Raw genomic sequence first — 15,221 nt, forward strand, 5'->3', positions numbered from 1 at the left:
ACCGACCCTAGACACCGCGGTCCGCCCCGGGCTGCTCTCTTTCGTCGCGCCCCACGCGACGAAAGTCGGACGGCCCACCTCCACCCCCACGGGTGTTTGCGGCCCGGCCTTCCGAGGGATGCGTCACCAGAGCACGCGCCGGAACAACGCGAAACGGCCGCCATCGCTTTCGCGATGACGACCGTTTCGTCAAGTGGAGCACCGACGAAACCCCTTGACCAGCAACGCCAGCCCCATCCCTGACCTGCGCTTCCCACGCTGATGTAGATCGTTTCCCGCCGAATGCCGTCCCTCACATCGGTGCCCGCGCACAGATGCTGGTAGCACGCCACGCCGTCGGCCATGACAAATGTCATGGCCCAGCAGTGCGTTTCCAACAAAGATCGATTACGTCTGGTACTGCCCTGCCTTGGGCTGCCTCGGAACAATGGAACCATGCGATCTCACCGCCCAACAGAGCAAGACGACAACGTCATCATCGACGCGCGTGATGCGCGCAGGACGTACGGGGCGGGCAGCAGGTCTGCGTACGAGGCCGTTCGTGGCGTAACCCTGCAGGTACAGAGAGGAGAGGTCTTCGCGCTCCTTGGGACCAACGGAGCCGGGAAGACCTCGACTGTCGAGCTACTAGAAGGGCTGGCACGACCCTCTGCCGGGCGGGTACGGGTCCTTGGGCATGACCCGTTCACCGAGCGCACTAGGGTTCGCGCGCGGACTGGGGTGATGCTTCAATCCGGAGGCTTCCCCGGAGAACTGACCGTGGCCGAGGTCACGCGTTTCTGGGCTCAGTGCAGTTCTGGCGCGCGCGCGGTGTCCGAGGTCCTCGACTTGGTCGGATTGACAGACCGGAGTGGGGTCCGTGTCAAGCAGTTGTCCGGCGGGGAGGCGAGGCGGCTGGATCTCGGGCTGGCGGTGATTGGACGGCCGGAGGTGCTGTTCCTCGACGAGCCCACGACCGGGATGGATCCTGAGGGGCGTCGGGACACATGGCGAGTTGTGAGGCAGCTGCGGGAGGAACATACAACCGTGCTGCTGACCACGCACTACCTGGAAGAAGCTGAGGAACTCGCCGACCGTCTGGCGATCATGCAACACGGTCGGGTTGTCGCCGGAGGAACGCCGGCGGAGGTGATTGCCGCCCATCCTTCTCGCATCCGCTTCGAGCTTCCGCACGGCTGGGACTCCGAGAGTCTGCCGCCGCTTCCTGGTACGACCCACCGTGAGACGACCGGGCCGAGCATCACTGTCCACACGACGAGCCTTCAGGCCGCCTTGAATCGGCTCCTCTCCTGGGCTGATGACGGCCAAATCACCCTGGAGCGGTTGGACGCAAGGTCCGCGTCACTGGAGCAGGCATTCCTGACCCTGACCTCTGCATCGAGGACCGATCTTGCGGAGAGTCACTCATGACCAACCCCATGCATGCTGCATTCGTTGGCAGGGGTGCCCGCATGACGGCCCTGGCCCAAGCGGAAATGATCATGTTGGCGCGGAACAGGAGTGCGCTTGTTGCCGCACTAGTACTGCCGCTCGGGTCGTTGTGGCTCTTACATTCCGCCACCCCGTCGTCGTTCAACGTGGGCCAACACGAGACCGTTGAAGCCGGAGGAGTGCTCGCAACGGGCACGATCGGCATGGTATTCCTCTTCGTCGTCTACTCCACCTTGGTCAACGCGTACGTTGCCCGCCGCGAGGGGATGGTGCTCAAGCGCCTGCAAACCGGTGAGCTCACCGATGGCGAGATCTTGGCGGGAACGGCTTTACCCGCCGCAGGACTGGCATTGGGACAATGTGCGGTGGTAATCGGCATCGGGATCACCGTCCTGGACCTACCGGTCCCGGCGAACGCCGTCGTACTGCTGATCGGCGTGCTTTCGGGGACAGTGCTGGCGGCAGCGCTCGCAGCCTGCTCCTCGGTCCTGACCCGGACGGTGGAGATGGCCCAATTGACCACGATGCCGGTGCTCCTGGCATCCATGGCCGGCTCCGGGCTGGTATTCCCCCTCGCCGCCATGCCCGCGTGGCTGGCAGATGTGTGCCGCCTGCTGCCGCTGACACCGTCCATGGAGATGGTACGCATCGGATGGCTCGGCGTTGTGGGCGCCGGTACCAGCAGTCAAACGGGGACCGGTGTGTGGAGCATGGCGCTTCCCCAGATCGGCGGCGCCGTGCTGTGGACGGCCGCAGCGGTGTGGGCTGCCCGACGCTGGTTTCGCTGGGAATCACGCAAATGACCTTGGACGCCTCAAGCCGGAGGCTTGACACGAGGTGGTCAAGGCCCTTGCGGTCACTAGGGAGGGACCATACGGGCCGGGAGCTAAGGGGTCGATATCACCACAGTGGCCCAGAGCGGTTCGAGCTCTATACGCGCCTGTCGCTCTATCTTCTGTCACTCCTTGAGCCGGTGCTCGTCACAATTTGGCTCATAACCGCTCCCTTGTCGCCGGGAGCGAAGGTGATCTGGCCGGTTGTGACCGGCGGAGTCCTGCACACAGCCCTATGCCTGGGTCTGCTTCGCGTGGGACTCAGAGACGGCGCGTCGCACCGCGCGTGGGATTGGCCCTGGGTGGGATCCGCCGTGGCTACGAGCCTGGCGGCGGCTGTCGGCATGCTGACACTGCACTCGTCTGTCGGTTCGGGCACTGCTGAACTACTGGTGGCCGGCGCGATCGTCTTCTTTGCCGGCCCACTCATGATTGCGTGGCCTGTCAAGGAATCGCTGGCCCTGCTTCTGGCGTTGTCGGTTTGCCTTGTGATAGTTGCCAATGGGATGAACGTTCCTCGCGGGTTCGTGGCGAACGCTGCCCTGGACACTCTTTTGGGTGTCTTGGCATTCGGCGTTACCTACCGATTTTCGGCATGGGCTCTGGGTGTCGTACGTGAGCTCCGACGCACCCGGGAAATTCAGGCTCAGCTGGCGGTTGCCGAGGAACGGCTCAGATTCGCCCGGGATCTGCACGATGTATTGGGTCGCAACCTTACAGTGATCGCCCTGAAGAGCGAACTGGCCGCGGCTCTGACCAAAATGGGCAAGCCATCGGCGGCTGCACAAATGGCGGAAATCCAACTCATTGCCCGAGACTCCCAGGACGAGATGCGGGCCGTGATCCGGGGATATCGGAACATGAACCTTAATACCGAACTGGAGGGCGCGCGCGCAGTCCTGCGAGCTGCGGGCATAGATTGTCTTATCGAAGTCGAGATCGAATCTCAAGGCGACCTCGATCAGGAAACTCAGATGGCACTTGCTTGGGTGGTTCGCGAAGGAACCACAAATGTACTTCGGCACAGTGACGCGAAGGTCTGCAGCCTACGATTTTCCTCATCGGGCGAAACGGTCACGCTCATGGTTGAGAATGACGGCGTGGACAAGACTGCGATGCCCGACTTCAGCAGGGCCGGTCTTGTCGGCCTGCGCGAACGGCTGGACACCCTCGGTGGCAGTCTGCAAACGGCAGCGACGGCCAATGGCCGATTCACTCTTTCCGTTCACCTCCCGAAGACCTCACGTAAGAAGAACGTCCAGGTTCCGAACCGGCTCAGGGTGGGATCATCATGAAGAATCAGATTCGGGTTCTGCTCGCTGATGACGAGCACCTCATTCGCGGCGCCTTGGCCACATTGTTGGGACTCAATGACGATCTCATCGTGGTGGCCGAGGCATCGACGGGGCCAGAAGCAGTGGCCATGGGCCAGCAGCATCGGCCCGATGTCGCCGTCCTCGATATGCAGATGCCGGGTCTCGACGGTCTCGCCGTCGCACAGTCGCTCCGCATTGATGTGCCGACTTGCCGAACAATGATCGTGACCAGTTTCGGCCGACCCGGCCACCTCAAGCGTGCACTGGAGGCAGGTGTCCGCGGATTCCTACCCAAAACCGTTTCCGCATCCGATCTGGCTGACATCATCCGCACGGTTCACGCTGGCAGGCGCTACATCGCGTCGGAGATTGCGGCTGACGCGATCAGCGCAGGGAACAGTCCGCTGACCCCTCGCGAAGCTGACGTACTCAGCTTCGCAGCCGATGGTGCGTCGATCGCAGAGATCGCCAAACGCGCCGGCCTCTCAGCGGGAACTGTTCGAAACTACATCTCCTCGGCTGTCAACAAACTCGGGGCGGAGAACCGACATTCCGCAGCGAGATCAGCGCAAGACCGTGGCTGGATTTAACGGGTTGCCAGACCCCGCAGAAAAACAGATGATCACTGTTGGAAGATTCGACATCCGCACGCCCTCTTACGCCGCATCCCGGCGTTGACGTGCGGATCTAAAATTCCAACGGGGGTTGAAAGACCATGGGAAGACCGGAGTCTCACATAGATCCAGCGGAGGGCCCGCTGCAGCGCTTCGCCTATGACTTGCGAACCTTGAGGAAGCACGCGGGAAGTCCGTCCTACAGAGCACTATCCAGCCTGGCCAACTACTCGGGAACGTCACTTTCGGAAGCGGCTCGCGGGGTCAACCTTCCAAGCTTGGAGGTGACTTTGGCCTATGTGAACGCGTGCGATGGTGACACCGCCTTCTGGTCTCAGTACTGGCAAGAGACCGAGGCGTCGTTGTCCAAGACCAGCACATCTGGCATCGAACGTCAGTCACCCCAGGAACCTGACTGTTCTGCAGAGGCGGGAACCGGCCATACACCCATGCCCCAGCGGCCGGGTTGGCGCCTTGGGGGCCACTTTGCGGTGGCCTTGCCCACACTCGCCGCGCTGGCCGGAGTGGCGGGAGTGACCGGGCTCATTCGACGGAAGCCGGAAGCGGTGATGACCGTCGTGGCCAGCAGTTGTCTCGCCTCAGGTTTCTTACTCGGGAGGACTCTCAATGACTGATGAAAACGGCCGTACGCCGCCTCAAGCCGAGGTGGTGATGCGGAGAACGGTATGGGGATGGTTCAAGGACATGATCCGCGCCCTGATCGACTGGTCCGCCCGCAGGCCACTGACCGAACCCGCAGGGCACCAGTCGATTCCCCACTCTTCAGACGTCCGCATGATGGTCTGGGCCATCACTGTGGTTGATCTCATCACCGGCGTGGTGGTCGACGGGATGGTCCCGCCGGCGTTCCGACCGCTTCACCTCCTCTGGGTCGTGGGTGTTCTGGTGCTGTCGCTCGGCTTCTGTGCGATGACCGCTCGCACCCCCCACCTGATCAACGAATCAACTCTCCGCGTGCGCACCGGGCCCCTGCGGGAGCTGACCATCCCGCTCGCCAAGGTGAGCACTGTGCGTCATGCGCACGGCGCCGTCACGAGCCACGGGCTGCGCCGCGTGCTGGACGAAAGCGACGCGGTGGCCTGCTCTGTCAGTAGCGCCACCACCCTCATCCTCGATTTGACGCACGCCATTCCGGTGAAGTTCCGGAAGGGGGGCACCGTGATGGCTAGCCGGATCTACTTTTCGGCCGATGAGCCTTCGAAGGCCGCACAACTGATCAACCGTGCGGCCGTTCGCAGCGGCGAAAGGATGACGGGTTCCTGAACATGACCACATCCATTGAACCGATGTCGGCCGGGGATCTCGACGGATCTCCGGAAGTGGAATCCCTGCTGGCGAGACTGGGACTGGGCTCCCTCTCCAGTCAGCCGGATGTGCGGAAGCTGCCCGGCCGGAACACGAACTGGATCGGTACCACGGACATGGGCCGAGGAGTCTTCGTCAAGCGACTCGCCGGTCCGTCCGAGATGACCGCGGCACGGATCCGGCAGTGCCTCGCCTTTGACCGGATGCTCCGGAACGGCGGGCCCTCAGGGCTCCTTTCCCCTCACTGTCTGGGAGCCGACGCGGAAGCCCACCTCCTCGTGTACGAGGCCGTACCAGGGGCGAAGACAGCTGCCGAGTTGGTGCGCGAGGACGAGCTCGGCGACGACCTGATGTACTCCGTGGGAAGAACGGTGGGACTGCTCCACAACCTGCCGTCCGAAGAGCTTCCACAAGGCGCCGAGACCACACCTCTCCTACCCTCCGCAGAACTCCTCGACGGCATACCGATCTCCCTGTTCGAGGCCTCTTCGGCCGCCGAGCTGCAGGTGTGGAGCGTCATGCAGAACGACCTCCCCCTCGCAGGTGCCCTACGCCGGCTCCTCGAAGAGGAACAGCGAGCCGGCCTGGTGGCCGCCCACTGCGACTTGCGGCTCGATCAATTCCTCGTCGCCGACGGCCGGGTCCACCTGACCGACCTCGAAGAGTTCCAGGCTGGTGACCCCGCCCGTGACATCGGAGGCGTCATCGGAGACCTGCTGCACCGCGCCCTGCTGGCTGCGGTGGCCCAAGAGGATCCGTATGCGGACGAGCCGGTGTCCCATGCCCAGATGGTGGCGCGGCTGACGGATGGCATCCGAACGGTCCGCCCCCGGATCGAGATCTTCTGGCAGGGATACCTCAGCGAGCGGCCCGGTGCGGGCGACGTCGCAGGCCGAGTGGTGGCGTTCGCCGGCTGGCATCTGCTCGATCGCCTGCTGGCGGGTGCCAGGAACGCACCGCGTCTGGCAGCCATCCCTCGCGCGGTGGCCGGCATAGGCAGAAAGGCACTGCTCACGCCTGAGGCATTCATTTCAACCCTCGGACTGGCGGAGGCCACACGATGAACGGCATGCCCTCACACCGTGTTGCCGGTTTCGGCCCGGCTCTCGAATCGGCGCCCCTGCTGTCCGAGAAACTCGAAGACGTACTGGACAGCGTGCACGTAAACAGGGACGGGCTGACCGCATCGGTGAGCGGGAGAGCCGTCACGGGCACGTCCCCCCTCACTCTCTCCGGGCAGCTTGCCACCGCTCTCTATCAAGTGATTCACGTCGGCAGGCCGGCGGTGGAAGAGGGCCGTGGGCCAGACTCACTGGAGCGCGACCTGGAAGCCGAGCTGGCCGGTGCGGTGCCTCACCGATACACCCGGCACCGTGTCCCGGTCCTCACCGAAGACCAGTCCGGCCTGATCGTCGGGCTGACGGGGGTACGAGTCCGCCTCGGACCGGGCCGCCTCGCCGAAGGAGTCGCCGAATCGCAACGTGAGGCCACCATCCTCGTCGCAGCCGCGCGGCCCTCGCTGTCCCCCGGCTTCTTTCTGGCCGACGGGTCGATGCCCTTGGCCGGGGATGACCCGGTACTGAGGGTCTACGTGCATGTGAGGACACCGGAAGCCGCAGTCGAATCATGGTCGAAGGCCCTGGAGTATCTGGAGGCACACTCCGTCCCCTACCGGGCCAAGGCATCTTCATCCCGTGGACTCCTCCCACGGAGGGATGGCGTGGTGGTCTATGTGGGAAGCCGCCATCAAGCCGCTCTCCCCGGGCTGGCGCAGGCGGTGACGGGGACCAGCGACCTCGGCAGCGATTGCTCACCGTTCACGCGGGCCCTGGCCCCGGGGGTCGCTCTCGCCTGGGAGCCCGACGACACCAGGCCGGGTATGCGCAACACGAGTCTCGGGGAGCACCGGTCCCGGGCGATTGCCGCCGGCCTGGTCAAGGAGGCGACTCAACCTGACGGCCGACTCAAGGCCACTTTTGTACGGGACGCCTTGCTGGAAGCAGGTATTGACCCGTCGGACCCATCGCGCAACCTGTCCTCTCCACCGTTTATCTCCCTCATTGAAAACTGACGGGACCACTTAACCGATCATCAAAACGATCTTGCCCGCTCCACGACTGACCCCCTACGTTTCTACTCGTCGCCGGAAAGAGATTCCAACAAGCTTTCCGGAACACTAAATTGTCTGCATGCGGAAACTATCTGCATCTTGAACAATAGAGGAGAAGTCATGAACGACGTAGAGCTGGCCACCGGTTTCGACGCTTACGCCGATGTGAACGAGATGGCCGCTGAGGTCACCCCGGACGAGGCTCCCTCGCCGCAGACCATCATCTCGCTGAGCATCGTCGCCAGCTTCAAGTGGGGCTGCTGAACCAGCGCGCAACGTGTCCTGTACGGCCGGCGGTTCGTCCGCCGGCCGTACAGGTCGTCCTCGAGGAATACATGCCGTTCAACCGTTCCAGCGACAAGCCACTTGAAGGGGGCACGTATGGGCGTATCTGTTCTTCTTCCTTTCATGCCGACGGGTGGCAGGCAACTCCTACCCTTCGCGGAAATCGTCCAAGCCGGATCTGCCGACCGTCTATGGACCGGCCAGTCCCTGCTGATCGAACCGCATGCCGCTCTGGCGTATGCGGCAGGAGCCGGCGTACGAATCCCGATCGGTACCAGCGTGGCTCTGATGCCGTTGCGCCACCCCTTCCAAGCCGCCCTCCAGGCACGGTCACTGGCCGCCTTGTCCGGTCACCCGGTGGTGGCTGGCCTAGGAACCGGCCCCGCCCCCTTTGTGCAATCCCTCCGCGGAAGCGGATACGCCAGCCCACTCGGGGCTGTGCGTGAATACGCCACCATCGTCCGGAACCTTCTCGCCGGTACCGTGGTCGAGCTCCCCGGGGAGTACTACTCAATGGGCGGAGCGCTTCCTCCCATGAACACCCCGCCGGTCGAACTCGGCCTCGGCGTACTTAGGCCTCGGATGGCCGAGCTCGCCGGTGAGCTGGCCGACGTGGCCATCACCTGGCTGACCCCTCCGAACTACCTTGCCGAAGTCATCGTTCCCGCTCTCGGCAGGGGCGCGGAACGCGCTGGGCGACCGCGCCCGCGTGTGGCGGCGGTGGTCCACGTCTCGGTGGACGACGTCGACCGCGATCACGTGCGTGTCATCCAGGCCGCCTCTCACGCCCACCTACGGGCCCCTCACTACCAGGACATGCTGCACCGCGCCGGTGTCGAGGTGAACCTCGACGACCTTGCCGGAACCGCCGCCCGGCTCATCGACAGCCGGACAGCCGCCGTTGGCAGCGTCGACGACATCCTGCGGACCGTCGCCGCCTACCGGAAGGCCGGCGTGGACGAGGTGGTGATCAGCACTGTAGGACTCCAGGCCACGGGCGGAACATCCACCTCGCTCGCTGCTCTCGCCGCGATCACAGAAGCCGCCTCGGCCCGTCCGGCGACGGCCGGCCATGGGAGCCACCGATGAACCAAAGCCCCATGACGCTTCCGGAGTTCTCGCCCAAGCGTCTGCTCCTGGTAGGTACAGGTGCCCTCGGCGTCTCGTCTCTGCCCGGATGGCTCGGCTGGCTGCGTGAAGGCTATCCGGACGTCGAGACCCGGGTCGTACTCACCAGGCAGGCCACCTCGTTCGTCACGCCCGCGGCGCTCACCGCGATCGGTGGCAGGGCCGTCCTTCTCGACGCGTGGCCCACCGAACCTCAAGTGGCCGCTCCGCATGTCGAACTGGGCCAGTGGGCGGAGGCCGTCGCCGTCTACCCGGCCACCTTCCACTTCACCAGCCGTCTCGCCCTCGGGCTGGCAGATACACCTGTGATGCTCGCTCTCCAATGCACAAGCGCTCCGATCGGGCTCGCTCCCGCGCTCCCGCCCGGCGGACTGCACAGTCACGCCTTCCAGTCCCACCTGGCCGCACTACATGAACGATCCAACGTGGTGGTCGCCGAACCCGAGGCAGGGCTCAGCACCACCACCGGGCGCCTCGATGCATCCACAGCCGCCCCCTTGCCCACTCTGCTGCAGCTGATCCAGAAGCGCTGGTCAGAGGGCGGCGGGGGAAGCACACGATGAAGCCGCCATCAGTGGGTATCGGAGAGCGTGTCGTCGACCAGTACGGAACCGGCCACGTCCAGACCAAAATCATTTCCCGCTCCGACGGGGACTTCACCTGGATCCGAACTCCGGGTGCTGCTCGCAGTCAGCCGTTCGGCGGTCCCCCCGATCCGATCCGCAGCGCCCTGGCGGCATGGACCACGGGCCATTACCCGGGAGCCCGGTGCGTTCTTCCACAGCCGCATGGGCCGGAGCTGCGCTACACACTGCCCGGCCACCGATCAGCCGCCGAACTTCTGCTGTCCGGTGAGCCTGCGGCTCACACGACAGCAGAAGGCCTGCTCCACGGCCTTGGTGTCCTCTTGCGTGTCCTACACGAGACGACCCTGCCTGCCGGTTCCGAGGCGTACACGCCGCTCACCTACCGGCGTTTGTCTTCCTGGACCGACACGCCGCAGGGCGACCGCGCGACGCGGCTCCACGGCGCCCTGCGTACCTCTCTCGGTCCGACCCGTTGGAACAGGGTCCGGCAGTGGCTCGGCGAACTGCTCGATGCCGAGAACCGTGTACTGGTTCACGGTGGACCCGGCCTCGGCCTCCTGGTCGCGGCAGCTGGAGCGGACGCGGCTGCACTGCTCACCGGGGAGGACGCGGGGCTCGGCCCGCGGCAGGGTGACGTCGGTTGGGTACTGGGCGAACTGAGTGAACTGCGCACGTGGTCGACCCTTCATCGGCCATCGGCGGACTCCTCCTTGTGGGACAGGGCCGAAGCCGCCTTCAACCACGGTTACGGACAGCAGCCCGATCTGCTCACCCATCGCGCTGCCGTCCTGCGCGTGCTGCTGCACCTGCACGACTTCTGCGTCTTCGTCACGTGGGACCAAGCCCAGGTCCAGCGGTACACGGCCCTACTCAAGGGCCTTATCGACGACCTGACATGAAGCGCCCGGCCCCGCCCGCCCCACGAGACAGGAACGAGGAGTACCGTTGCCCGCGGGAACACAGTCGAAGAACCGTCTCATCTACCCCGCCGCTCGGCGCCGGCAACTCGTCGAGGTGATCCACGGACGAACCGTCTCCGATCCGTATCGGTGGCTGGAACAGCCGGACGACGACGAGACACGACAGTGGATGAGGGCACAGGACGAACTGAGCCACACCGTGCTCGACGATCTGCCGGGCCGTGAGTGGCTGCGCACCCAGCTCAGCGGGTTGGTCTCCGTCGGCGTGACCGGCCCGCCGGTATGGCGCGGCGCCCGGAAGTTCTTCATGAAGCGGCGGGCTGGCCAGGAGCACGCGGTCCTCCACATCGCCGATCCGGACGGCACCGAACAGGTGCTGCTCGACCCGATGACTCTCGACCCCACTGGACGCACCACGCTGGACAGCTGGCAAGCCGATGCCGAAGGACGGCGGCTCGCATACCAGATATCGGTCGGTGGAGACCGGGACAGCCGTCTGTACGTTCTGGACATCGACACTGGAACATTGCTGGACGGGCCGATCACGGGGTGCAGGCAGTCCCCGGTCGCCTGGCTGCCCGAAGGCGAGAAATTTTACTACGTACGCAGCTCTCTCGCGGGATCCCACTCCCGCGAGAACCGTTACCACCGGCGCGTCTACCTGCACACGATCGGAACGGACCCGGACACCTGCGACCAGGTCGTCTTCGGCGAGGACGGCCCGATGACCGCTGCCTACCACATCGCGGTAGGTCCAGGCGGCCGGTGGCTGACCGTAACCCGCACCACAGGCGCGGTCCGGCGCAACGAGATCTGGATCGCCGAACTCACGGAAGACAACCTGGCACGGCCCGCCTTCGTGCCCCTATATCAGGGCCAGGAAGCCCACACCAACGCCGTCGTCGGAAAAGACGGCCGGGTGTACATGCACACCGACCTCGATGCGCCCAGGGGCCGGCTCGCCGTCGTCGGCATCGAAGACCTGCAGAGCGGTGAGTGGACCGAACTCCTCCCCCAGGACCACCAAGCTCGGCTGGAACACTTCGCCGTGCTCGACGGAGCCGGGCTGGAACGCGGCGTCCTGCTCGCCGGCTGGAGCCGCCACTCCATCAGCGAGATCACGGTGCACGACCTGGAGACCGGGGACAGGCTCGGAGCCATCCCCCTGCCCGGACTGGGGGCGGTCGGGGAGATCCGGGGTAGGGGGCACGAAGCATGGTTCACGTACACCGACCCGTTCACCCCCATCACCGTCTACCGTTGGGACGCCCTCACCCGCACCACCAGCGTGTGGGCCGTGCCCCCGAGCCAGGACACCGACGACGGCGCTCACCCTCATGCGCAGCACCCCGTCGGAACCATGCAGCAGATCACCTGTGTCTCTCCCGACGGCACAGAAGTGCGAGTCACGGTCCTGGCTCCACAGGGCCGCACCGGCCCCCTCCCCACCATCCTTTACGGATACGGCGGATTCGGGCTGTCACCGGCGCCCGTGTACAACCCGGAGGCTCTCGCCTGGGTCCAGGCCGGCGGGGTCTACGCCATAGCCCACGTGCGCGGCGGCCTCGAAGAGGGCACGCAGTGGCATGTCGCGGGAACGAGAGCGAACAAGCAGCGGTCCATCGACGATTTCCACGCCGCGGCTAGGGCCCTTGTCAGCGGCCGTTGGACCGCCCACTCACAACTGGTGATCAGTGGCGAGTCGAACGGCGGGATGCTGGTCGGCGCCGCTCTCACCCAGCAACCGCACACTTACCGGGCGGCACTCTGCACGGCTCCCCTCCTGGACATGGTCCGCTACGAGCACTCTGGCCTGGGACCTTCCTGGACCGCCGAATACGGTTCCGCCTCGGTTCCCGAGGAGCTCGGCTGGCTGCTCGGCTACTCGCCGTACCACCGCGTTACGGCGGAAGCCGACTACCCAGCAGTGCTGTTCACCGTCTCCGACGGAGACACTCTGGTCGATCCCCTGCACGCACGGAAGATGTGCGCGGCGCTCCAGCACGCCGCCGGTGGAAAGGCTCAACCGGTTGGGCGAGGGCTGACACTGCTCCGTCGTGAAGCTGGCGTCGGTCACGGTGCGCGAGCTGTGAGCCGCATTGTCGAGCTGTCAGTCGATCAGCTGTCATTCGCCGCACAACAAACGGGGCTGCAGCTGCCGAGAACCTAGTTCTCCCTTCTGCTAGATCGGTGCTCCACAGATCACTTATTCGCGAGGATCAATTGATCACATCGTGGTCGGCAGCCGGTTAACGCGGTTGTTTAGATCTTAACCTCCACCGCACAACGCCCCGTTCGAGACGGTGATCAAGCACGGAGGTGCGTGCGCAGAAGTGTGACCTGCGGAGTACGGACCGAGACATAGTGATCGTCTGAACAGCCACTTCCGTTGCTAGCGAGCAGGGGCGGGTTGTGACCTGTGCCAGTGATGAGCCAGCGCGGCTGAGCCGGGCGAAAGCTGACGGCATGTGACACCAGCAGGGAGAACTTCAAGGCCATTGACAAGCATAAGAAACGAGGGAGTGAAATGACGAAACGAATCGCCTCCAGAGCCAGCGATCATTGGCCACGGGCTCGGTGATGCTGCTGGCAGTTCTGACGGCGCCGGGGGCACGCTTCGACTGTTCCGACCGACAGACGTAAAGCGGTCCGTTGCTCTCCTGGCCGCCACGGCCGCTCTCGTTCTGGGGGCCTCACCGGTCTTCGCCGCCGCTCCGGCGCAGCAGCCCGCCGCATCCACGACGAGCGACTGGACCTCTCCCACCGGCCACGTCATGGAAGGTCCTTCGTCGGTTCGTCCGGTGCCTGCGAGGTGCTGGGCAGCGAGGGCATCGCGGACGGCAACTGGAGCGCGTACGCCTGCAAACAAGAAACCCGCAAGCTGACCGACATCTACGTGATCGCCACTACCTCTACGTCAAGAAGTAGCACTCCTCGCAACCGCCTCCAGCCCACCCCATGGCCGTTTCCCGGCGCGACCGCAAAAAAGGAGTTCGACATGCGTAAAGCAGTTTCCGTTGCTGTCCTGGCCGCCACGGCCGCTCTCGTTCTGGGGGCCTCACCGGTCTTCGCCGCTGCTCCGGCGCAGCAGCCCGCCTCGTCTACGACGAACGCCTGGACCCCTCCCGCCGGCTACACCCACGAGGGCTCAATTTTCGGAGCCGCCGCTTGCCAGGCCGCAGGCAAGGCAGGCATCACGGAGAACCGATGGAGCGCGTACATCTGCTACCAGAAACTGCCCTTCACACCTGTCCAGGAGCTTTACGTCAAGAAGTGACGTCTGACGCCTCCCCCATGATCCGGCAACGGGCCGCACCACTCCTGCGCCCTTCACGCGGGTGCAGCAGACTCGCGAGGAGCACCCTGGTGTTGATGGCGTTCTGAATGGGGTCGCCCAGAGCTGGGGTTGACCCAAGGCCGGAGGGCTAAAGGACTTGCAGATGATTTACCCGTAGCTTCCCAGTCAGTGGTTCGTTGGTGCGCTATAGAAGCGATCGAAGGCATGACGGCGGCGATGGCGGCAAGGTTCACGGTGCTGTTCCCGCATCTGGATGAACGTCAGCGCCGTCTGCTGCTGGCGGCCGAGGCCCGGGCACTGGGGCGTGGCGGGATCAGACTCGTTGCCCGGGCCGCTGGCGTGCGCGAGGCAACCGTTTCGCTGGGCGCCACCGACCTGGATTCCGGCGAGGCGCCGTTGGGGCGGGTGCGGCGTGTCGGCGGTGGCTGCAAACGGGTGGTCGACCTGGATCTGGGACTGCGCCCGGCACTGCTTGCCCTGGTGGAACCAGATGTGCGGGGTGACCCGATGTCGCCTTTGCGGTGGACGACGAAGTCCACCCGTCACCTGGCCGCCGAGCTCTCCCGCCAGGGCCACCGGATATCCGCCGACACCGTCGCTGACGTGCTGCGCGAGGAAGGCTTCAGTCTCCACGGCAACGGCAAGGTCATCGAAAGCAAGCAACACCCCGACCGGGACGGACAGTTCTGCTACATCAACGAGCAGGCCAAGACCCACCACCGACGAGGCCGCTGGCCACAAGGGCCACACGGCCGTCGTCCCGCTCCATGAGCGAATCGAGTTGGTCCGCGCCGTCAAGCACGTCGACGAGGCCGTCGTCGACACCACCCTGGAGAAGATCGAGGCCGGGCGCCAGGTCGGCTTCCACCGCCTCTTCAGAGGGGACGACTGGAGGGGCACCGCTCGCGGCAAGCAGTGGGGACGCGACTTCGCCGCTATCGGCGTGGAGGTCGTCTGCCTCCCGTACGCCGCACACGTCTCGAGCACCAGCCTGCGCCGCATCGTCAGCGTCCTCGCCGCCACCAACCGACACTGAACACCAGGACACCGATTCCCGACCTCACTCCAACGTGATCTCGCCGTCCGGGAGCCATCCCTCCCAATAGCCGTCAATGAGGTCGGGCAGAGCCACCGGTTCGACAAGGATCCGCTCTGCACGCACTTGGGCTGTCGTCCACCACTGCGCCGCAGTCCCGAGCCGGGGAGCAGGGTCCCGTGGCCAGATCCCGTTGGCGGGTGCCACGAGGAATACGTACTCGGTCCACAGGCGACCTCCGCCGGCCGGGAGACGTCCGACAACGGGTGTGATCCGCAGACAGGGCAACCCGACCTCTCGTCGCAGGTAGCGGATGGTTGCCCGGCGGGCTGGCTTG

The 15,221-nt window shown here is 65.1% G+C and carries 14 protein-coding genes and 1 pseudogene; all 15 read left to right on the forward strand.

Features of this window, described 5'->3' with window-relative positions; translation table 11 throughout:
* Positions 1–435 precede the first annotated feature (435 nt).
* The gene (locus J7F03_RS04420) at positions 436–1,410 is read left to right on the forward strand and encodes an ABC transporter ATP-binding protein (RefSeq protein WP_214947299.1); all 975 of its coding nucleotides are present in this window, start codon (positions 436–438) and stop codon (positions 1,408–1,410) included.
* Positions 1,407–2,234 (forward strand): ABC transporter permease, encoded by an 828-nt coding sequence (locus J7F03_RS04425; RefSeq protein WP_214947300.1) that lies wholly within the window; start codon positions 1,407–1,409, stop codon positions 2,232–2,234. Before J7F03_RS04420 ends, J7F03_RS04425 begins: the two co-directional genes overlap by 4 nt.
* A gap of 344 nt (positions 2,235–2,578) precedes the next feature.
* Positions 2,579–3,559 carry a histidine kinase gene (locus J7F03_RS04430; protein ID WP_214947301.1) on the forward strand — a complete coding sequence of 327 codons (981 nt, stop codon included), beginning with the start codon at positions 2,579–2,581 and terminating at the stop codon, positions 3,557–3,559.
* Positions 3,556–4,170 (forward strand): response regulator transcription factor, encoded by a 615-nt coding sequence (locus tag J7F03_RS04435; protein ID WP_214947302.1) that lies wholly within the window; start codon positions 3,556–3,558, stop codon positions 4,168–4,170. The genes J7F03_RS04430 and J7F03_RS04435 overlap by 4 nt, the downstream gene beginning before the upstream one ends.
* A 651-nt stretch (positions 4,171–4,821) precedes the next feature.
* Positions 4,822–5,478: a hypothetical protein gene (locus J7F03_RS04440; RefSeq protein ID WP_214947303.1), complete on the forward strand. Its 657-nt coding sequence runs from the start codon at positions 4,822–4,824 to the stop codon at positions 5,476–5,478.
* A 23-nt stretch (positions 5,479–5,501) separates the two neighbouring features.
* Positions 5,502–6,584, forward strand: coding sequence for a class V lanthionine synthetase subunit LxmK (gene lxmK, locus J7F03_RS04445; RefSeq protein ID WP_251071435.1), 1,083 nt, complete (start codon positions 5,502–5,504; stop codon positions 6,582–6,584).
* Complete coding sequence (locus J7F03_RS04450) at positions 6,581–7,591, forward strand: T3SS effector HopA1 family protein (protein ID WP_214947305.1); 1,011 nt, start codon at positions 6,581–6,583, stop codon at positions 7,589–7,591. Before lxmK ends, J7F03_RS04450 begins: the two co-directional genes overlap by 4 nt.
* A 159-nt stretch (positions 7,592–7,750) precedes the next feature.
* Entirely contained in the window at positions 7,751–7,894 is a 144-nt protein-coding gene (locus J7F03_RS04455; protein WP_214947306.1) for a hypothetical protein, read from the forward strand.
* Between the two features lie 144 nt (positions 7,895–8,038).
* A complete protein-coding gene (locus J7F03_RS04460) occupies positions 8,039–9,004 on the forward strand; it encodes an LLM class flavin-dependent oxidoreductase (RefSeq protein ID WP_251056488.1) in 966 nt (321 codons plus the stop codon).
* Entirely contained in the window at positions 9,001–9,606 is a 606-nt protein-coding gene (locus tag J7F03_RS04465) for a flavoprotein (RefSeq protein WP_214947308.1), read from the forward strand. Before J7F03_RS04460 ends, J7F03_RS04465 begins: the two co-directional genes overlap by 4 nt.
* Entirely contained in the window at positions 9,603–10,529 is a 927-nt protein-coding gene (locus J7F03_RS04470) for a hypothetical protein (RefSeq protein ID WP_214947309.1), read from the forward strand. Before J7F03_RS04465 ends, J7F03_RS04470 begins: the two co-directional genes overlap by 4 nt.
* A gap of 46 nt (positions 10,530–10,575) precedes the next feature.
* A complete protein-coding gene (locus J7F03_RS04475) occupies positions 10,576–12,720 on the forward strand; it encodes a prolyl oligopeptidase family protein (RefSeq protein ID WP_214947310.1) in 2,145 nt (714 codons plus the stop codon).
* Positions 12,721–13,362: 642 nt separating this feature from the next.
* Positions 13,363–13,827 (forward strand): hypothetical protein, encoded by a 465-nt coding sequence (locus tag J7F03_RS04480; protein WP_214947311.1) that lies wholly within the window; start codon positions 13,363–13,365, stop codon positions 13,825–13,827.
* A 237-nt stretch (positions 13,828–14,064) separates the two neighbouring features.
* Positions 14,065–14,577 (forward strand): annotated as a pseudogene (locus tag J7F03_RS04485) (ISAzo13 family transposase); the annotation flags it as partial.
* Positions 14,578–14,629: 52 nt separating this feature from the next.
* The gene (locus J7F03_RS04490; protein ID WP_214947312.1) at positions 14,630–14,884 is read left to right on the forward strand and encodes a hypothetical protein; all 255 of its coding nucleotides are present in this window, start codon (positions 14,630–14,632) and stop codon (positions 14,882–14,884) included.
* Positions 14,885–15,221: the final 337 nt, after the last annotated feature.

The sequence above is a fragment of the Streptomyces sp. ISL-43 genome, assembly GCF_018614195.1.
Lineage (GTDB): Bacteria > Actinomycetota > Actinomycetes > Streptomycetales > Streptomycetaceae > Streptomyces.

Bases quoted from the DNA above. Each gene is read 5' to 3' on its own strand.
- J7F03_RS04435 (WP_214947302.1), top strand. From the start codon at position 3,556: ATGAAGAATCAGATTCGGGTTCTGCTCGCTGATGACGAGCACCTCATT.
- J7F03_RS04460 (WP_251056488.1), top strand. From the start codon at position 8,039: ATGCCGACGGGTGGCAGGCAACTCCTACCCTTCGCGGAAATCGTCCAA.
- J7F03_RS04425 (WP_214947300.1), top strand. From the start codon at position 1,407: ATGACCAACCCCATGCATGCTGCATTCGTTGGCAGGGGTGCCCGCATG.
- lxmK (WP_251071435.1), top strand. From the start codon at position 5,502: ATGTCGGCCGGGGATCTCGACGGATCTCCGGAAGTGGAATCCCTGCTG.
- J7F03_RS04450 (WP_214947305.1), top strand. From the start codon at position 6,581: ATGAACGGCATGCCCTCACACCGTGTTGCCGGTTTCGGCCCGGCTCTC.
- J7F03_RS04455 (WP_214947306.1), top strand. From the start codon at position 7,751: ATGAACGACGTAGAGCTGGCCACCGGTTTCGACGCTTACGCCGATGTG.
- J7F03_RS04465 (WP_214947308.1), top strand. From the start codon at position 9,001: ATGAACCAAAGCCCCATGACGCTTCCGGAGTTCTCGCCCAAGCGTCTG.
- J7F03_RS04440 (WP_214947303.1), top strand. From the start codon at position 4,822: ATGACTGATGAAAACGGCCGTACGCCGCCTCAAGCCGAGGTGGTGATG.
- J7F03_RS04470 (WP_214947309.1), top strand. From the start codon at position 9,603: ATGAAGCCGCCATCAGTGGGTATCGGAGAGCGTGTCGTCGACCAGTAC.
- J7F03_RS04420 (WP_214947299.1), top strand. From the start codon at position 436: ATGCGATCTCACCGCCCAACAGAGCAAGACGACAACGTCATCATCGAC.